The organism is Ruminococcus sp. AM42-11 (genome assembly GCF_003480145.1).
GTDB lineage: Bacteria > Bacillota > Clostridia > Lachnospirales > Lachnospiraceae > Blautia_A > Blautia_A faecis.
The window spans coordinates 147,001-163,130 of the sequence record NZ_QUIO01000004.1; the positions used below are offsets into that span (position 1 = coordinate 147,001).

Consider the following 16,130-nt stretch of genomic DNA (forward strand, 5'->3'; position numbering starts at 1 on the left):
CTTGATCGGTTTTAGTGCTGAGACCGCGATGCTGAGAAGATTTGAATATAGGAAATATTGGTGGGAGCAACATTGTCATGGAATATACAGAGGTTTTAGACAAGCAAATCACGAGAAAACAACATTATGTCCCCAAGGCTTACTTAAAAAACTTTTCTGTGAGTAATCAAAAATCAGAACAAGTTTATGTTGTTTTTGCTAATGATGAAAATGCAAAAATGGTTTCAATCGACAATATTTGCTGTCGTTCTTTCCTATATGATCAAATTGCAATTGATCCAGATAGCAAAACTCATGTTTTTGCAGCACCAAATGAGATCGAGAACAGTTTTATCGAACTGGAAGGCGAATATGCAACAATTATCTCAAAGATAAAAAATGCTTTACGAGATTCAGATGAATTTGAGTTGGCGCGGGTGGAAATTGATAAACTAAGGCAATTTATGTCATCACTACTGTTTAGAAACCCTGTTTTTGTACATCTGTCAAATTATATTATTGATACACAATACAAAAATGATCCGCAGCATATTAAACATGTAAAGGACATTTTTCCTGATGTACCGCAAAATGTTTACCTGTCCATGCTGGCAAACGAGTTTTTGAAGATAAACATTGCTCCGGATGTTGGCTTGTTTCCTCGGGCTTTGGCTGAGACAATGAAGGAATCGCAACTGTGTATTTTTAAAGCCAAAGGTTCCGTATTTGTTACAAGCGATATGCCGGTAGTCAATATTTACGGTGAAAAAGATGGTATAGAATATGACTTGCTTGGTATGCCAATTACGCCAGAATTATTTTTGGCGTTTGTCGATACTGTTCAGCGCGTTCCCAGAATAATCATAATTGATGACAACAGTGTAAAGCGCATGAACAGCAAGCAGATAAATAAAGAGCTGTTAATTTCTAACCGTATAGACTTATTATCGTATATTGATTTTTCAATAGATGCCGAAAAAGAAGATGATGAACAGGTTTACCAACTACTTCATACAGATAAGGAAACCGCGTTGAAACAATATGAGGACATGATGAGTTCAAAAGAAATAAAATACTGGAGATGATGTGATGACTAACTTCTCCTTTCTCAAAGCCAAAACTGAATATGCCCTCTTCGCCCCCGCCTGCATGGAAGCTGAGAAAATTTATGTTTCTGCTCCTGCCATGTGTGCAGTAGGCTGCCGTAAGGCATTGGAGCTGGCAGTAAAATGGGTATATGCAGCGGACAAGTCCATGAAAATGCCCTACAAAGACAATCTGCAATCCCTCATTCATGAGCCAACTTTCCGCTTCGCTGTGGACTCCGACACTTGGGGCAAGATGCCTTTTATCATCAAGTTGGGCAATCTGGCGGTACATACCGAGCGCAGCGTTCAGCCAAGTGATGCGCTTGCTTCTCTGCGCGGTCTGTTTGAGTTTGTGCAGTGGATCGACTATTGCTATGGCGCGGACTATCAGGAGCGCACCTTCGACGAGAATCTTGTCCCCACCGGAAAGGTGGCGGTGGACACCCGGAAAATCAAGGAACAGGAAAGTCTGCTGGACCAGAAAGATGCCGAGATCGAGGCGCTGCGCAAGCAAATCGAGCAGATGTCCACCCGATACACCGCCGAAAAGGAGCAGCATCAGAAGGAACGCACCTTCCAGCCGGAGGACCTCTCGGAATTCAAGACCCGCAAAATCTACATCGACGTGGACCTCAAACTGATGGGCTGGAAGTTCACCGGCCCAGATGCTGATGTACAGGAGGAGTATCGTGTGGAGGATATGGCCGGGATGCCAGGTCAGCCTGGCTTCTGCGACTATGTGCTGTTTGGAAAGGACGGCCTGCCCCTGGCGGTGGTGGAAGCCAAGCGCACCAGCAAGGACCCAAACATTGGACGCAAACAAGCGGTTTTGTATGCGGATTGTCTGGAACGGAAATTTGGCCGCCGCCCCATGATGTTCACCACCAATGGCTTTGAAACCTACTTCTGGGATGACCAGACCGCCCCGCAACGGAAGGTCAGTGGCATTTTCAGCAAGGATGACCTGCAAAAGCTGATGAACCGGCGCACCGAGCGGATGGATTTGATGAGCGTTTCCATTGATGACAAAATCACTGACCGGTATTACCAGAAGGAAGCCATCCGAGCGGTGTGCGAACAGATTACGCAGGGGTTCCGCAAGCATCTGCTGGTGATGGCCACCGGCACCGGCAAAACCAGAACCGCGTCCAGCCTGACCGATGTGCTCAGCCGAGGCAAATGGGTGACCAACATTCTGTTTCTGGCCGACCGCACCGCGCTGGTGAAGCAGGCAAAGGACGATTTCAAGAACTATCTGCCGGATATGTCCCTGTGCAACCTCTGCTCCAACAAGGACGACCGGAACGCCCGCATTGTGTTCTCCACCTATCCGACCATCCTCAACGCCATTGATGACACCAAGTCCAAGGACGGGCGGCAGCTGTTTACTCCGGCGCACTTCGACCTGATTATCATTGACGAAAGCCACCGGAGCATCTTCAAAAAGTACCGGGCCATCTTTGAATATTTTGACGCCTTCATGGTGGGTCTGACCGCCACGCCGAAGACCGATGTGGATCGGAACACCTACGACTTTTTCGAGATGGAACACGGCGTGCCCACCTATGCCTATGATTATGAAACGGCGGTGCAACAGGACCATGTGCTGGTTCCCTATTACAACTACGAGGTCAAGACCCGTTTTCTGGAAGAAGGCATCTCCTATGATGATCTGTCCGAAGAGGACAAAGAGCGATATGAGGATGATTTCATCGAAGACGGTCAGTTGCCAGACTTTATCCCCTCTGCTGCCCTCAATAAATTTGTGTTCAACGAAACCACCGTGGACATCGTACTGCAAGACCTGATGGACCGGGGTATCAAGGTGGCGGGCGGCGACCGTCTGGGGAAAACCATCCTGTTTGCCCAGAACAAACGCCACGCGGAGTTTATTCTGGAGCGGTTCAATAAGCTGTACCCCCAGTACCGGGGCAGCTTCGCCCAGCGGGTCATTTGCGACGACGCCTATGCCCAGACCATCATTGATGATTTCAAGCAGCCGGAAAAAGAACCGCACATTGCCGTATCGGTGGACATGATGGACACCGGCATCGACGTGCCGGAATGCGTCAATCTGGTGTTTTTCAAAAAGGTTCGGTCAAAGGCAAAGTTCTGGCAGATGATTGGCCGCGGCACCCGGCTATGCAAAGGGCTGGCCTGCGTGGACCAGATTGACGGAACCTATACCGACAAGCGGCGCTTTCTGATTTTTGACTACTGCGGCAACTTCGAATACTTCCGGCAGCACAAAGAAGGCTACGAAACCAGAGAAACCAAAACGCTGTCGGAAAACATCTTCGGCAAACAAATCAAAATCGCCATGGCGCTGCAGGAAAACACCTTTGGCGGTGAGGATTATCAGGCATGGCGCAAGGAGATTGTCAACACCTGTCACAAGCAGGTGTTGGCGCTCAACTCAGACCTGATTGCCGTAAAATTGCGGATGCAGTATGTGGAGAAATATAAAAAGCCGGAAGCCTTCGTGTCCATAAGCGAAGGTGACAAGGGCGAGTTGCTCACACAGATTGCACCTCTGGTACGCTCAGACGAGGCTGACGAGTTTGCAAAGCGGTTTGATAATTTCATGTATGGCCTAATTCTGGCACACATCGAGCAGATGCCCGCTTTCCAGTATGCAAAAAAGCAACTGTGCGACACCGCTTCCCTACTGGAACGTAAGGCCAGCATTCCGCAGATCAAGGCAAAGTTGCCCATGCTTCAGGAGATTCACACCGATGCATTTTGGGACGCGAATGATATTTTGCTGTTTGAGCAGGTTCGGAAGGAGCTGCGGGAGCTGATTCGATTTTTAGATGAAGGTGGCGTAGCACAGAGGCAGATTGTCACAAAGCTGACTGACCCGATTATTGACAGTCAGGAGGGTGTCCAGCTGGAAGCTGCCTATGACTTTGAAGACTACCGTGCCAAGGTCAATCGCTATGTGAACGAGCATGGAAATACGCTGGCCATATATAAGCTGACCCATAATATTCCGCTGGCTATGGGCGATTATCAGGAACTGGAGCGGGTGCTAACTAGCGAATTGGGCAGCAAAGAAGATTATGCCCGAGAGTTTGGCGACACACCCTTTGGCTTGCTCATTCGCAAGATCGCTAAGCTAGATCATGAAGCGGCTATGCAGGCGTTTTCCGCTTTTATCAATGACCAATCTCTGAATCAAAAGCAGATTGCTTTTGTAAACAAAATCATCAATCATATTGAGTTGAACGGATATATGGAAAATGTCGCAGAGCTGACCAAGCCACCGTTTGACAAGCCAATCAGTTTTATCAAATTGTTTGATGCAAAAACCAGAACCGCTTTGATGGAGACTATCAATCAGGTTCGAGAAAACGCGGTTCAAATTACAGCGTCATAAACAATGAACCAGGCACGGAAATTCACCCTTATTCTGGGTGGATTTTCGTGCCTGGTCTTTTCTGTTCGGGTATGGGGGCACCATTGTGCAGGAGCAGGATGGATAGCCACTGCACGGACAGGCGAGGTGTCCAGAGGGGCAAAGCCCCTTTGGCTCTGGGTCATCCAATAGGGGCGAGTAGCATCCCTGTTGGCAAAGGGAGTCTAGAGGGGAACAGCGTTCCCCTTGGCGGGAGGTTTCCAAAGGAGGGCAGTGCCTTCCTTGGCACACGACTTTCCTTCGGAAAGTCTAGTGTGTTATACCTTTGCTTCCGTCTGACGTGGGAAAGGGGTTGACGGTGTACTCTGCGGTGCGGCAGAGGGTGGCGGCAAACGCTTTTTCGCGGCAGTAGGACAGGCGGATTTTGTGATGTGAGCTACAGCACAAACGCAGGATTTTTGAGAAACAAAATCCGCCTGTCCGGAAAAGGAAGCAGAGGTATATAAAAGCCTTCGTCCCACCACAGCGCTGCCTTTGTTTCAGCGTTTCTTCCGCTTTCCCTTGCCGTGGGTCATGGTCGTTTTCCCACGCTGGCTGATGGGAGTTTTCAGGTGTTTGGACAGCTTTAGTACCTCGATCAAGTTGACAAATTGTTCCATTGTGATGGCATCGTAATCAATCCCCAATGTGGAAAGCAGTGCTTTCGCTTTCTTTTCCTCGGAGCTTCCCTCAAAGTTCATCGCATCCTGTAACTGATCCTGCATAGTTGCTGCAAGGGAGATTTCATCCGCCGTCATGGTGTCGGGGCGGTGTTCACTCCGAATGTCACGAAGGATACCTTTCAGATCATCCGCAATCAGGCTTCCGAAATATTCATCTTCCCGAATCTGCGCCACTTCTAATGTCCGCAGATGCAGGTCATTTTCTTCGCCGCCATTTTTCATCAATGCCATCTGCCGGACAGCTTCCAGCACGGCATTCATATCGTTGACCCGCATATCCGCGATCCGGTCAACGTAAATCTCAGCGTCCAGCATGAACCGCTGGAAATCCTTGTGGCAGATCAGCTCCGACAGCAGCCGGTGGTTGAACTTGCCCGTTTTCAATACATCAATCGAAGCATCACCCAAATGCAGCTCATGCAGAGCTGTGTTTGGGTGATTTTTTGTTTCCGTCCGCCCCATCAGATAGTCGCAGGAAACACCGTAATAGTCAGCCAGCACCAAAATGCTATACGGGCTGATGTCCTTGCCGTTATCCGATTCATATTTGCCGAGTGCGGATTTTGAGATGCCCACCTCGGCGGCAAGCTGCTCCAACGTCAGCTTTTGTGCTGTTCGTAAATCCTTCAAACGTTCCCCGATTGTCAGCTTAACCTGCATACACCAGCCTCCTTTGCAGCTTTTTCTGTATTGTATCATGCTTTTTCGCTTTTGTCTAAGAGCGTGGAAAAATCCTACTTTCATCCAACTTTTCCTACCTCTCGGATATACGGGAAAGAGCCTGTTTTCTTACTAAAATTTAGACGTAAACCACGCAGCACCTTGAAAATTTCATGACCGTCCGATGAGGATATGCTTTCCAGAGAAGTATCGCATTCAGCGTACCAAGGAAGAGACAACGCCAGGGTAAGGACTCGGGCAGGAACGGCATCGGGTAGAACGGCGAAGTTCAATTATTTTATAGGAGGAAACAGGTATGGATTTATTTACACAAGTCAAGATGGCAGTTTCCGTAAAAGAGGCTGCCGAATACTATGGATTGGAAGTAAAACGTGGCAGCATGGTCTGCTGTCCCTTCCACAATGACCGTACACCCAGCATGAAGCTGAACGAGGATTACTTTTACTGCTTTGGCTGTGGGGCAACTGGTGACGTGATCGACCTTGTGGCAAAGCTGTTCAACCTGAGCAGCTATGACGCAGCGAAAAAGCTGGCGGATGACTTTGGGATCGACCCGGACAAGCCTCCGGCTGCGGCAGCGCTGCGGAAAACAAAATATCCGCTGGCAAAGACGTTCCAGAATGAGACGCTGCATTGTCAGCGGATATTGTGCGATTATCTGCATCTTTTGGAGCATTGGAAGATGCAGTACGCACCCAAAACGCCGGAGGATACTCTTGATGACCGCTTTGTGGAAGCCTGCCAGATGCTCGATTATATCGAGGATCTGACAGATATTTTAACCTTTGCGGAGCTGGAGGCTCGTGTGAAAACTGTGGATATGCTTCAAAAGGACGGCATGATCGACCGGCTGGAAGAACGCCTGAAAAGGACGGCAAAGGAGGTGGATGCCCGTGACGAAACGGAAATCGGCTGATTTAGACGCGCCCATCTGGTTTGACGGCACGAATATTAACGAGGCACTGTTCTGTGATGAATTTCTGAACAGCCGGAAAATCATCTTTGCCAACGGTGCTTTCTTCACGCCGGACGGCAGGGTGACCGACGATCTGCCGCTCCGGGGCGAAATCTATGAGAAACTGAAATGCTGCGCTGTGAACAATATCCCTCGAAAGATCACCAACATTCTGGAAGTGATGAAGCTAGCAGCTCATGTAGAGGACTTTACACCGGAAGCAGATAGAGTCCATCTGGCAAACGGCACTTTGAAGCTGGACGGCAGTTTCACCGAGGGCAGACCGACCATTGTACGGAGCAGACTGCCGGTGGCATACCGCCCTGACGCACCGGCTCCCGTTCGGTGGCTTTCCTTTCTGGATGGACTTCTTTACACGGAGGACATTCCAACCTTACAGGAGTTTATTGGCTATTGCCTGATTCCCAGCAATAAGGGGCAACGCATGATGGTGATTAAGGGAAACGGTGGTGAAGGAAAATCGCAGATCGGAGCTGTGCTGGGGGCGCTTCTCGGCAGCAACATGAAGGACGGCAGCATCGGTAAAATTTCTGAAAACCGGTTTGCCCGCGCGGATCTGGAACACATTCTGTTGTGTGTGGATGACGATATGCGAATGGAAGCACTGCGGCAGACCAACTATGTCAAGTCCATCGTGACCGCCCAAGGAAAAATGGATTTGGAGCGCAAGGGTAAGCAGAGCTATCAGGGCTGGATGTTTGCCCGGCTGCTGGCGTTCTCCAATGGCGATCTGCAAGCGCTATATGACCGAAGCGACGGATTTTACCGCCGCCAGCTTGTACTGACCACCAGGGAAAAGCCTGTGGGACGGATAGATGATCCCGACCTTGCGGAGAAAATGAAAGCTGAAGCCGAGGGCATCTTCCTGTGGGCGTTTGAGGGCTTGCAGCGGCTGGTTGCCAACAACTTCAAATTCACAGAGAGCCAGCGTACGCGGGATAATCGGGAGGCAGTCAAGCGGGATAGCAACAACGTCTTTGATTTTCTGGAATCCGAGGGCTATATCCGGCTGAAGGCGGACTGCACCATCAGCTCTAAAGACTTATACGAAATTTACCGGATGTGGTGTGAGGAAAATAATCTGACACCGTTAAAGCGCCGCAGCTTCAGCGAGAGCGTGATTGCGAACCAAAGCAAGTACAATCTTGAATACTGCAACAAGATCACCAATGCTGCCGGACGGCGTGTATGGGGCTTCTTCGGTATTGAAGCGATTGCCAGACCTAATATAAACGGGTTTTCTGATGTTTCAGAGCATACGTACGTACCGGAGGACTGGCGATGATTTTTCTGCGACTGCGCCGTGTACGTATGTACGTTTTACTTTCCTGAAACGCCGCTATATGAAAAACTCTGATCGGCAAAGCCTATATTTTCGGGCACGAAATCAAGCCAAGTGAAATCCGTAAATTATTTGCCTGATGGCAGAAATGGTTTCACGGAATCGCGCTTCTCGGAACAGCAAAGCGAGTACGTGGAAGCGTGGAGAATCACACGTTTTAGAGTAAAGTCACACAGAACAGAAAAGTCGATAGGTGCCACCTGTGAACAGGACATCATAACGGCGATTCTGAGCGGATTTGACGACAATAGAATTTTTCACGATACAGCGAAGCGGATGCGCCGAATGGCGTGCTGGCTTCGCTTTTTCATCATCTGAATTTTGGAGGGAATTTGAATATGAGTGTACGCAATGAGATCAAGGCGCAGATCGTTCGCGCCGGTTTTACCATGCAGGAAGTTGTTGACCTGTTACATGATGAATATGGCTGGTCGGACAGCGTTCCCAATTTGTCCGCCAAGTTGCAGCGGGAGAGCATCCGCTATAAAGAGGTCGTCGAGCTTGCCGACGCGCTGGACTGCGACATCGTGTGGGTGAAGCGAGGGGAGCGCCGATGAAAGCACAGTACGCCATTCTCCGCTTTGCCAAGTACAAGGGGCCGGAGATCGGGCACATCGAATCCCACAACGAGCGCACCAAGGAGAAATACGCCAGCAATCCCGACGTGGACACGTCCCGCAGTCACTTCAATTTTCATCTGGTGACGCCGCAGCGCAAGTACCGCGCAGAAGCGGAAAAGCAGATCGCCGAGGCGGGCTGCCGCACAAGGTCAGACAGTGTGCGCGTGGTGGAGGCGCTGGTGACAGCCAGCCCGGAGTTCTTCAAGGGAAAGAAGAAAAGCGAAGTCAAAGCCTATTTTCAGGAGGCACTGGACTTCATCCGGGAACACCAAGACCCGAAAAACATTATATCTGCCGTGGTGCATATGGACGAGAAAACGCCCCATATGCACCTTTGCTTTGTCCCGCTGACGGAGGACAAACGGCTCAGCGCCAAGGAAATCGTCGGCAACAAGAAAAAGCTGACGCAGTGGCAGGACAGGTTTTGGGAGCATATGGTGAAGAAATACCCCGATCTGGAGCGCGGCGAGAGTGCCAGTGAAACCGGACGCGACCATATCCCACCGCGGGTATTCAAGGAAATGACTCGCCTGACCAAGCAGAAGACCAAGCTGGAAGAATTGCTTTCAGGCGTCAACGCGTTCAATGCCAAAGGAAAAGCAGCAGAAATCGGCGCTTTTTTGGACAAGTATATTCCTGCTGTGGAGCAGATGCACACGACACTAAAAAAGTACAATACGGCGTTCACGGTCACAACTGCCGAAAATAAAAAGCTGAAAAAGAAAACGGAGCAGTTGGAGCAGTCGCTGGACAAAGCTACACAGGAAAGCACCTTGAAAAAGCTGGCTGACGCCAAGCTGCATCGGGATTATGAGGATGCCGTCGCCGTGCTGGATCGTATTCCGAAGGAAGTGCTGGCGGCATATACGCACAGAACGGAGAAAGAGAGGGAGACCGCCTATGGTAGATGAATGGAGCGGTTTCGCCGCTTTGCTGGCAAATTTGATTGAAAAGTATGCCGTGGTTCTGAATCTTGACGCGCTGCCCAATCTCGTTATAGAGGAAGCCGTGTCTGAAAAAGATGATGCTGATAAGAATATTCACGAAAACGATATTGAACCCGTGAAAGCGGCATGATATAATCGTCATGAAATAAGTGTCCAAACCGCCATTGCAGGAGCAAAAGCTCCTGCAATGGCAGAAAACGAGGTGAAGTGACAATGGAACGCTGGGAGAATGAGCAGAACAATTCTGAAATGATGATTTATACCACAGAGGATGGCTTGACAAAGATCGAAACGACCTTCGATGGCGATACGGTTTGGCTGTCCATTGACCAGATGGCGGAGCTGTTTCAGCGTGACAAATCTACTATTTCCAGACATATCAAGAACATTTTCACTGAGGGCGAATTGAAGCGAGAAGCAGTTGTTGCAAATTTTGCAACAACTGCCGCTGACGGTAAGACTTATCAGGTGGATTACTATAATCTCGATGTCATCATTTCTGTCGGCTACCGTGTGAAATCTCAGCGCGGCGTGCAGTTTCGTATTTGGGCAACGGGGATTTTGAAGGAGTATATGCGAAAAGGATTTGCTCTGGATGATGAGCGCCTGAAAAATCTGGGTGGCGGTGGATACTTCAAGGAGCTGCTGGAGCGTATCCGCGATATCCGTGCTTCTGAAAAGGTGTTTTACCGTCAGGTGCTTGAAATCTACGCGACCAGTATTGACTATGATCCCAAGGCGGAAATCTCCGTTCAGTTTTTCAAGAAAGTCCAAAATAAAATTCATTATGCCATTCATGGGCAAACCGCGGCGGAGGTCATTTACACACGCGCCGATGCGGAGAAAGAATTTATGGGCTTGACCACCTTTGCGGGCAATCAGCCCACGCTGAAAGAGGCGGTAGTTGCCAAGAACTATCTGAACGAGAAAGAGCTTCGTGCTATGGGGCAGCTTGTGTCCGGATATCTGGATTTTGCGGAACGACAGGCGGAGCGGGAGCAGGCAATGACCATGCAGGACTGGTCGGAGCATCTTGATCGGATTCTGACCATGAGCGGAGAGCAGCTGCTGGTTGGCAACGGAAGCGTCAGCCATAAGCAGGCTATCGACAAAGCAACCGGCGAGTACAGAAAATACAAAGCCCGTACTCTCAGCGAAGTTGAGCGCGATTATCTGGATTCCATCAAGTTGTTGGAGCAGAAAACAGATAAAAAGTAGACTATGGCGGAGAAGATATGATGAAAAAAGGAAAGATAAAAGTCTATATCTATACTCGCGTGTCCACTGCTATACAGATTGACGGATACTCTCTGGATGCACAGAAATCCAGAATGAAAGCCTATGCCGAGTTCAATGGCTATGAGATCGTGGGTGAATACGAAGATGCAGGTAAATCCGGCAAGTCCATTGAAGGGCGCGTGGAGTTTAACCGCATGATGGAGGATATCAAGTCTGGTAAAGACGGCGTGTCCTATGTGCTGGTGTTCAAACTCTCGCGCTTCGGCAGAAATGCGGCAGATGTGCTGTCCACCTTGCAGGTGATGCAGGATTTCGGTGTCAATCTGATCTGCGTGGAGGATGGGATTGATTCCTCCAAGGACGCCGGAAAGCTGATGATCTCTGTTCTCTCCGCTGTGGCTGAAATTGAGCGTGAGAATATCCGTGTGCAGACGATGGAGGGCAGAATCCAGAAAGCCCGTGAAGGAAAATGGAACGGCGGCTTTGCGCCCTACGGCTATCAGCTGGAAAAAGGACAGCTGATCATCAACGAGGAAGAAGCTGCGGCAATCCGCGTGATTTTTGACCAGTATGTGCATACGGACACCGGCGCAAATGGTCTTGCAAAATACCTTGCAACCCACGGGATTCACAAAATTCAAAGGCAAAACGGAAAAAATCCCTTATTCGATGCAGCGTTGATCCGCAGGATTCTAAAAAATCCGGTATACTGCGGGAAAATCGCCTATGGCAGACGCCGGACGGAAAAGGTGCATGGCACCCGAAATGATTACCGGCTGGTGGAGCAGGACGATTATCTGCTGGTAGATGGTCTGCATGAGGGAATCGTTTCCGAAGAACTATGGCACGAGGCGCAGGTCAAGCTGCTGGCACAAGCGGAGAAATACGAACACGTCAACAGGGGCAAGGACACCAAAATTCATCTGCTGTCCGGTATTGTGAAATGCCCGGTCTGCGGCGTGGGAATGTACGGAAACAAAAGCATCAAGCACAAGGCGGACGGCTCAAAATACAAGGATTTCTATTACTACGGCTGCAAGCACCGCACGATGACGCACGGGCATAAATGCGACTTCAAGAAGCAGATCAACGAAGAACTGCTGGACAGCGCCGTGGCGGAGGTTATCGTCAAGCTGGTAAGCAATCCGAAGTTCGCCGCCATGATGCAGGAAAAGATCAGCATGAAGGTGGATACCTCTGCCATTGAGCAGGAGATCGCAGCGCATGAAAAGCAGCTTCGGCAGAGCTATTCCGTAAAGGCGCGGCTGATGGATGAGATTGATTCCCTCGACCCAGACGATAAGCACTACATGAAGCGCAAAGCAGACCTTGATGACCGGCTTTACAAGATGTATGATAAGATCGAGGATACAGAAAACCAGCTCGTTGCTGCCAGAGCCAAGAAGATGGCGATTGAGGCGGAAAAGCTGACGGGCGACAACATCTACAAGGTGCTGATTTTCTTTGATAAGCTCTATTCCATCATGGACGATCAGGAAAAGCGGCAGCTTATGGAATCGCTGCTTTCCGAAGTCCAGATTTATGAGGAACGGCAGCCCAACGGTCAGTGGCTCAAGTCCATCAAATTCAAGCTCCCAATCATTGCGGAGGATATGAGCTTGAGTTTGGACAACGATGCACATATTGAGACGGTAGTCTTGATGTCAAGAAAATAAAATCAAGTGCCAGAAAGCGGCGTATTTCCGGGCTTTTTCGGAAGTTGGGAATAGAAGCCTAACTCCTGAAAAAGCTCGGTTGTTTTATATGGAAACATATCTACTGCAAAATGTGTGTCAGGTTGTAACCTCGGATTAGATGTCACGATTTGAGGCAGTGGATTAGATGGCAAGGGAAAATTCGGTGAATCGCGATTTGTCAGAGCGTTATAGAGGATAAAATTATGTTTTTTGGATATTATCAATTTCACGAAAGTAATTATGCAATCCTTCATATGCAGAAGGGTGCCATTGCTTCGCAAGAGAAGCATATAAAGGGTATCCAATTTTAAGAGACAACAGGTATAAAATATATCTAATTTCCTGTTGTCTCAAATCAACGTATGAAGGGAATTAGAAAAATGAATAATCCATTTAAAAGAATGACCAAAAGAGAATGGGCACTTTGGTTCGTGTCTATTGCTATTGTTGTTATGTCCAATATTATGGCAGGAAGAGTAGATGCTTTGACACTTACTGCAACTTGTATTGGTGTAACTTCACTGATATTTGCCGCACAGGGAATGTATGGGCACCGATATTGATGACGATTTTCTGTATCCAGTATGCGATAATATCATACCGTTTTCGCTACTGGGGAGAGATGTTTACTTACTTATTTATGTCACTTCCGATGTCTGTTTGGTCGATTGTGACATGGCTGAAAAATGCGAGAAACAGTAGTGATGGAACAGTAGAAATACGAAAAATTACAAGAAAAGGAGCAGGAGTTCTTGTTCTTTGCAATGTGGCAGTGACAATTGCATTTTATATATTACTAAAAAAACTTAACACGCCGAATCTGATATTTAGTACCATTTCGGTAGTAACAAGTTTTTTTGCTGCATCACTCACTATGTTACGGTCTTCCTATTATGCTTTGGGATATGCATCGAATGACATCGTGCTGATTATCTTATGGATACTGGCATCAATTAAGGACCCGGGGTATATTCCAGTGGTTGTAAATTTCTTGATATTTTTTCTTAATGACATGTATGGATTCATATGTTGGAAGAAAAGAGAAACAGCACAGTGTTAAGACAATTCTGGTTTGTGGATGTAGAAAATACCCTCCAGGTATTCCCGGTAGATGCGCTTTACCACCTCTGCCTGTTCCGGATCGATGATGAGATTTCCATTTGCATCTTTGGTGTAGCCGAGGAAGTGATTGTGATTTACCTGTATCTGGCCATTCTGGTACCGAAACTGGAGCCCCAGCTTCACATTCTGGCTGAGGGATTATGATTCCTGCTGCGCAAGGGAAGCCATAATCGTAATCAGAACCTCACCCTTGGCATCCATTGTATTGATGGCTTCCTTTTCAAAGAAGACGGGAATGTTCTTATCCTTCAGCTGGCGGATGTATTTCAGGCAGTCCAGCGTGTTTCTGGCAAATCGGCTGATGGACTTGGTGATAATCATGTCGATGTTTTCGGTTTCGCAGTCGTCAATCATCCATTGCCTTTGTATTTGCGTTAGAGCTTGCCGCTGCAAGGATATCTGCGAAATGCCCAGAATCTTTGGCTGTCAGACCAAATGCAGTCAGTGCATCGGTTACGATATCCGATGTGGTGGCGAGGTCCTCACCAGATGCCGCAGCAAGGTTCATGATACCTTCGATACCATCCAGCATGTCGGAGGTTTTCCATCCGGCCATCGCCATGTAGTTCATAGCATCCGCAGCCTCGGATGCTGAGAACTTGGTTTTCGCACCCATCTCATGAGCCTTTGCACGGAGCTTATCGAAATCATCTCCGGTTGCACCAGACACGGCGGCTACCTGGCTCATAGAAGAATCAAAATCGGAGGCTGTTTTTACAGCAGCAACGCCAAGAGCTGTAACTGCAGCAGAGGCAGGAAGGAGCTTTTCGCCGGTGGAGGAAACTTTATCGCCTGCAGACTTCAGGCTTTCACCAGCAGTAGCAATCTTCTGCACAGCAGTGGCAGACTGATTTGCCTGCGCTTACAGCTTTTTGAGATATTCTTCCGTTTCGATGATCTCCCTCTGAAGAGCATCATATTTCAGGAGCTTTTCGACATCCTTAAGTTGTGACTGCGTATTCTTGATTTCTGAATTGACACCCTTTAAGGCTGTCTGAAGTTTGGTGGTATCGCCGCCGATCTCGATCGTGATACCCTTGATTCTACTTCCCGCCATAGCGCACCTCCTTTCCTGGATTTGGGCATAAGAAAAGCACCTACCATTTCTGATAGATGCTTTCTGAATTGCTATTCTGTTTTTTAAATCTATTTTTTGAATAGTTCTGAGTGCGTACCAAGCCTGTAAAGCATGAGTACTAAACGTTGTTCTGAATCTCATAAATGAGCAACCAGTCCGGTTCGATGTGACACTCATGCGTGCCTTTGTAGTTTCCTGTAAGGTCATGATCCCTGTATTTTGCTTCCAGCGTACCGCCATTCGCCAGAATATCGATTACCTCAAACAGCTTATCAAGATTTTTATTTTGCTTTTTGGCAAGCTTCAAATCTTTTTTAAACTGATTGGTAAACTGAATGTCGTATTTCATACGTCGAGAGCTGCCTTAAGCGCATCCATACTGGAATAACGCGGAGCAGAAGGATCCTTCATCATTTTTCTGCCATCCTCAATGGCAGCGGCTGTCGTATCATTCGGTACTTCCAGTTTTAATTCAAAAGGAATACCATGCTCACGGATAGCGGTTCTCAGGAACATATTTACAGCAGTTGTCATATTCAGACCAAGCTCATTGAAGATTTCCTCCGCCTGATCCTTGATTGCCTTCTCTGTACGAATATTTAAATTAGTTGTTGCCATACAGAACACCTCCATTCAAGTATAGTATACTCAAATGCGCGTCTAATGTCAATACACTGTCATTATATAAGGTGCATAAATTTGCTAAAATGCATCAAAATCCCTCTGCGTAGCGATCTGCGCATAGCCTTTGTACTCATCATTGCTGCTTTCTGCGTACATGTCGTTCACCATCCCAATCGTAAGAAGATCCAGATCCCGGCTGGAGATTCCGAGCTGTACGCAGCGAAGCAGAAACAAGGGTGTGGTCATCGGGCGGTCAGTTTCGTGAAGTTTTTTTTAGACTCCACATCCGTCTGGACATTCTATAGATTGAACAGGTGATCCGTACCGGGACAGCAGACATCGGAGAAAAGTATTTGGCTGTAATCCGTAAGGCTGCCAGTGATTACACAAGAGAAATCTTTCATAAGCTGAGAGAACGGGAATACAATCCGGAGCTGATGCGTTTATATGTAGTTGTTGGTGGTGGCTGCTGCATGATTCAGAACTTCGGGGAATATGACAAAGACAGAGTAACGATTGTGCGAGACATCTTCGACTTTGCGAATGGTTGTCAAGCGTTTTTGAAAATGTCCTAAAATAATTGAAGTATTAGCCCCGGCTTTTTGCTGGGGCTTGTTATATTGATGTGCTTCATTCCTCAGGCAATTTTTGTATCTT

The 16,130-nt window shown here is 48.1% G+C and carries 14 protein-coding genes and 3 pseudogenes; 11 read left to right on the top strand and 6 right to left on the bottom strand.

Annotation, left to right across the window (positions count from 1 at the left end; all coding sequences use genetic code 11):
* Positions 1–77: 77 nt before the first annotated feature.
* Positions 78–1,064: a DUF4238 domain-containing protein gene (locus DW904_RS04320; RefSeq protein WP_118578223.1), complete on the top strand. Its 987-nt coding sequence runs from the start codon at positions 78–80 to the stop codon at positions 1,062–1,064.
* A gap of 4 nt (positions 1,065–1,068) precedes the next feature.
* Positions 1,069–4,446, top strand: a complete 3,378-nt coding sequence (locus DW904_RS04325; protein ID WP_118578224.1) for a DEAD/DEAH box helicase family protein — start codon at positions 1,069–1,071, stop codon at positions 4,444–4,446.
* Positions 4,447–4,964: 518 nt separating this feature from the next.
* Here the strand turns inward: DW904_RS04325 and DW904_RS04335 are convergent.
* Positions 4,965–5,891: a helix-turn-helix transcriptional regulator gene (locus DW904_RS04335; RefSeq protein ID WP_243110292.1), complete on the bottom strand. Its 927-nt coding sequence runs from the start codon at positions 5,889–5,891 to the stop codon at positions 4,965–4,967.
* A 232-nt stretch (positions 5,892–6,123) separates the two neighbouring features.
* Between DW904_RS04335 and DW904_RS04340 the strand changes: the two genes are divergently transcribed.
* From DW904_RS04340 to DW904_RS23555, 8 genes are all read left to right on the top strand, one after another.
* Positions 6,124–6,744 (top strand): CHC2 zinc finger domain-containing protein, encoded by a 621-nt coding sequence (locus DW904_RS04340; protein ID WP_118578227.1) that lies wholly within the window; start codon positions 6,124–6,126, stop codon positions 6,742–6,744.
* Positions 6,716–8,089 carry a phage/plasmid primase, P4 family gene (locus DW904_RS04345; RefSeq protein WP_118285491.1) on the top strand — a complete coding sequence of 458 codons (1,374 nt, stop codon included), beginning with the start codon at positions 6,716–6,718 and terminating at the stop codon, positions 8,087–8,089. The genes DW904_RS04340 and DW904_RS04345 overlap by 29 nt, the downstream gene beginning before the upstream one ends.
* 395 nt (positions 8,090–8,484) lie before the next feature.
* Complete coding sequence (locus tag DW904_RS04355; protein WP_118285490.1) at positions 8,485–8,703, top strand: LLM class flavin-dependent oxidoreductase; 219 nt, start codon at positions 8,485–8,487, stop codon at positions 8,701–8,703.
* Positions 8,700–9,677 carry a MobV family relaxase gene (gene mobV, locus DW904_RS04360; protein WP_118578228.1) on the top strand — a complete coding sequence of 326 codons (978 nt, stop codon included), beginning with the start codon at positions 8,700–8,702 and terminating at the stop codon, positions 9,675–9,677. Before DW904_RS04355 ends, mobV begins: the two co-directional genes overlap by 4 nt.
* Positions 9,667–9,843, top strand: a complete 177-nt coding sequence (locus DW904_RS22715; RefSeq protein WP_154667594.1) for a hypothetical protein — start codon at positions 9,667–9,669, stop codon at positions 9,841–9,843. Before mobV ends, DW904_RS22715 begins: the two co-directional genes overlap by 11 nt.
* An 83-nt stretch (positions 9,844–9,926) precedes the next feature.
* Positions 9,927–10,931: a virulence RhuM family protein gene (locus DW904_RS04365; RefSeq protein ID WP_118578229.1), complete on the top strand. Its 1,005-nt coding sequence runs from the start codon at positions 9,927–9,929 to the stop codon at positions 10,929–10,931.
* Between the two features lie 20 nt (positions 10,932–10,951).
* Positions 10,952–12,628 (top strand): recombinase family protein, encoded by a 1,677-nt coding sequence (locus DW904_RS04370; protein WP_118578230.1) that lies wholly within the window; start codon positions 10,952–10,954, stop codon positions 12,626–12,628.
* Positions 12,629–13,029: 401 nt separating this feature from the next.
* The gene (locus DW904_RS23555) at positions 13,030–13,212 is read left to right on the top strand and encodes a hypothetical protein (RefSeq protein WP_243110293.1); all 183 of its coding nucleotides are present in this window, start codon (positions 13,030–13,032) and stop codon (positions 13,210–13,212) included.
* A 526-nt stretch (positions 13,213–13,738) separates the two neighbouring features.
* On the opposite strand, the pseudogene DW904_RS22720 reads toward DW904_RS23555, so the two are convergent.
* The 5 genes and pseudogenes from DW904_RS22720 to DW904_RS22730 all read right to left on the bottom strand — a co-directional run.
* Positions 13,739–14,098, bottom strand: a pseudogene (locus DW904_RS22720) (recombinase family protein); the annotation flags it as partial.
* A 37-nt stretch (positions 14,099–14,135) separates the two neighbouring features.
* Positions 14,136–14,828, bottom strand: a pseudogene (locus tag DW904_RS22725) (phage tail tape measure protein); the annotation flags it as partial.
* An 89-nt stretch (positions 14,829–14,917) separates the two neighbouring features.
* Positions 14,918–15,198 (bottom strand): annotated as a pseudogene (locus tag DW904_RS04395) (type II toxin-antitoxin system YafQ family toxin).
* Positions 15,195–15,467 (bottom strand): type II toxin-antitoxin system RelB/DinJ family antitoxin, encoded by a 273-nt coding sequence (locus DW904_RS04400; protein ID WP_118578232.1) that lies wholly within the window; start codon positions 15,465–15,467, stop codon positions 15,195–15,197. Before DW904_RS04400 ends, DW904_RS04395 begins: the two are co-directional and overlap by 4 nt.
* 84 nt (positions 15,468–15,551) lie before the next feature.
* Positions 15,552–15,719, bottom strand: a complete 168-nt coding sequence (locus tag DW904_RS22730) for a hypothetical protein (RefSeq protein WP_173716616.1) — start codon at positions 15,717–15,719, stop codon at positions 15,552–15,554.
* A gap of 107 nt (positions 15,720–15,826) precedes the next feature.
* On the opposite strand from DW904_RS22730, the gene DW904_RS04405 reads away from it, so the two are divergent.
* Positions 15,827–16,048, top strand: a complete 222-nt coding sequence (locus DW904_RS04405; RefSeq protein WP_243110295.1) for a hypothetical protein — start codon at positions 15,827–15,829, stop codon at positions 16,046–16,048.
* Positions 16,049–16,130: the final 82 nt, after the last annotated feature.

Coding starts and splice junctions, on each gene's coding strand:
- DW904_RS04365 (WP_118578229.1), top strand. CDS start 9,927: ATGGAACGCTGGGAGAATGAGCAGAACAATTCTGAAATGATGATTTAT.
- DW904_RS04325 (WP_118578224.1), top strand. CDS start 1,069: ATGACTAACTTCTCCTTTCTCAAAGCCAAAACTGAATATGCCCTCTTC.
- DW904_RS04400 (WP_118578232.1), bottom strand. CDS start 15,467: ATGGCAACAACTAATTTAAATATTCGTACAGAGAAGGCAATCAAGGAT.
- DW904_RS04355 (WP_118285490.1), top strand. CDS start 8,485: ATGAGTGTACGCAATGAGATCAAGGCGCAGATCGTTCGCGCCGGTTTT.
- DW904_RS04340 (WP_118578227.1), top strand. CDS start 6,124: ATGGATTTATTTACACAAGTCAAGATGGCAGTTTCCGTAAAAGAGGCT.
- DW904_RS04370 (WP_118578230.1), top strand. CDS start 10,952: ATGAAAAAAGGAAAGATAAAAGTCTATATCTATACTCGCGTGTCCACT.
- DW904_RS04335 (WP_243110292.1), bottom strand. CDS start 5,891: ATGAAAGTAGGATTTTTCCACGCTCTTAGACAAAAGCGAAAAAGCATG.
- mobV (WP_118578228.1), top strand. CDS start 8,700: ATGAAAGCACAGTACGCCATTCTCCGCTTTGCCAAGTACAAGGGGCCG.
- DW904_RS04320 (WP_118578223.1), top strand. CDS start 78: ATGGAATATACAGAGGTTTTAGACAAGCAAATCACGAGAAAACAACAT.
- DW904_RS23555 (WP_243110293.1), top strand. CDS start 13,030: ATGAATAATCCATTTAAAAGAATGACCAAAAGAGAATGGGCACTTTGG.
- DW904_RS04345 (WP_118285491.1), top strand. CDS start 6,716: ATGCCCGTGACGAAACGGAAATCGGCTGATTTAGACGCGCCCATCTGG.
- DW904_RS22730 (WP_173716616.1), bottom strand. CDS start 15,719: ATGACCACACCCTTGTTTCTGCTTCGCTGCGTACAGCTCGGAATCTCC.
- DW904_RS22715 (WP_154667594.1), top strand. CDS start 9,667: ATGGTAGATGAATGGAGCGGTTTCGCCGCTTTGCTGGCAAATTTGATT.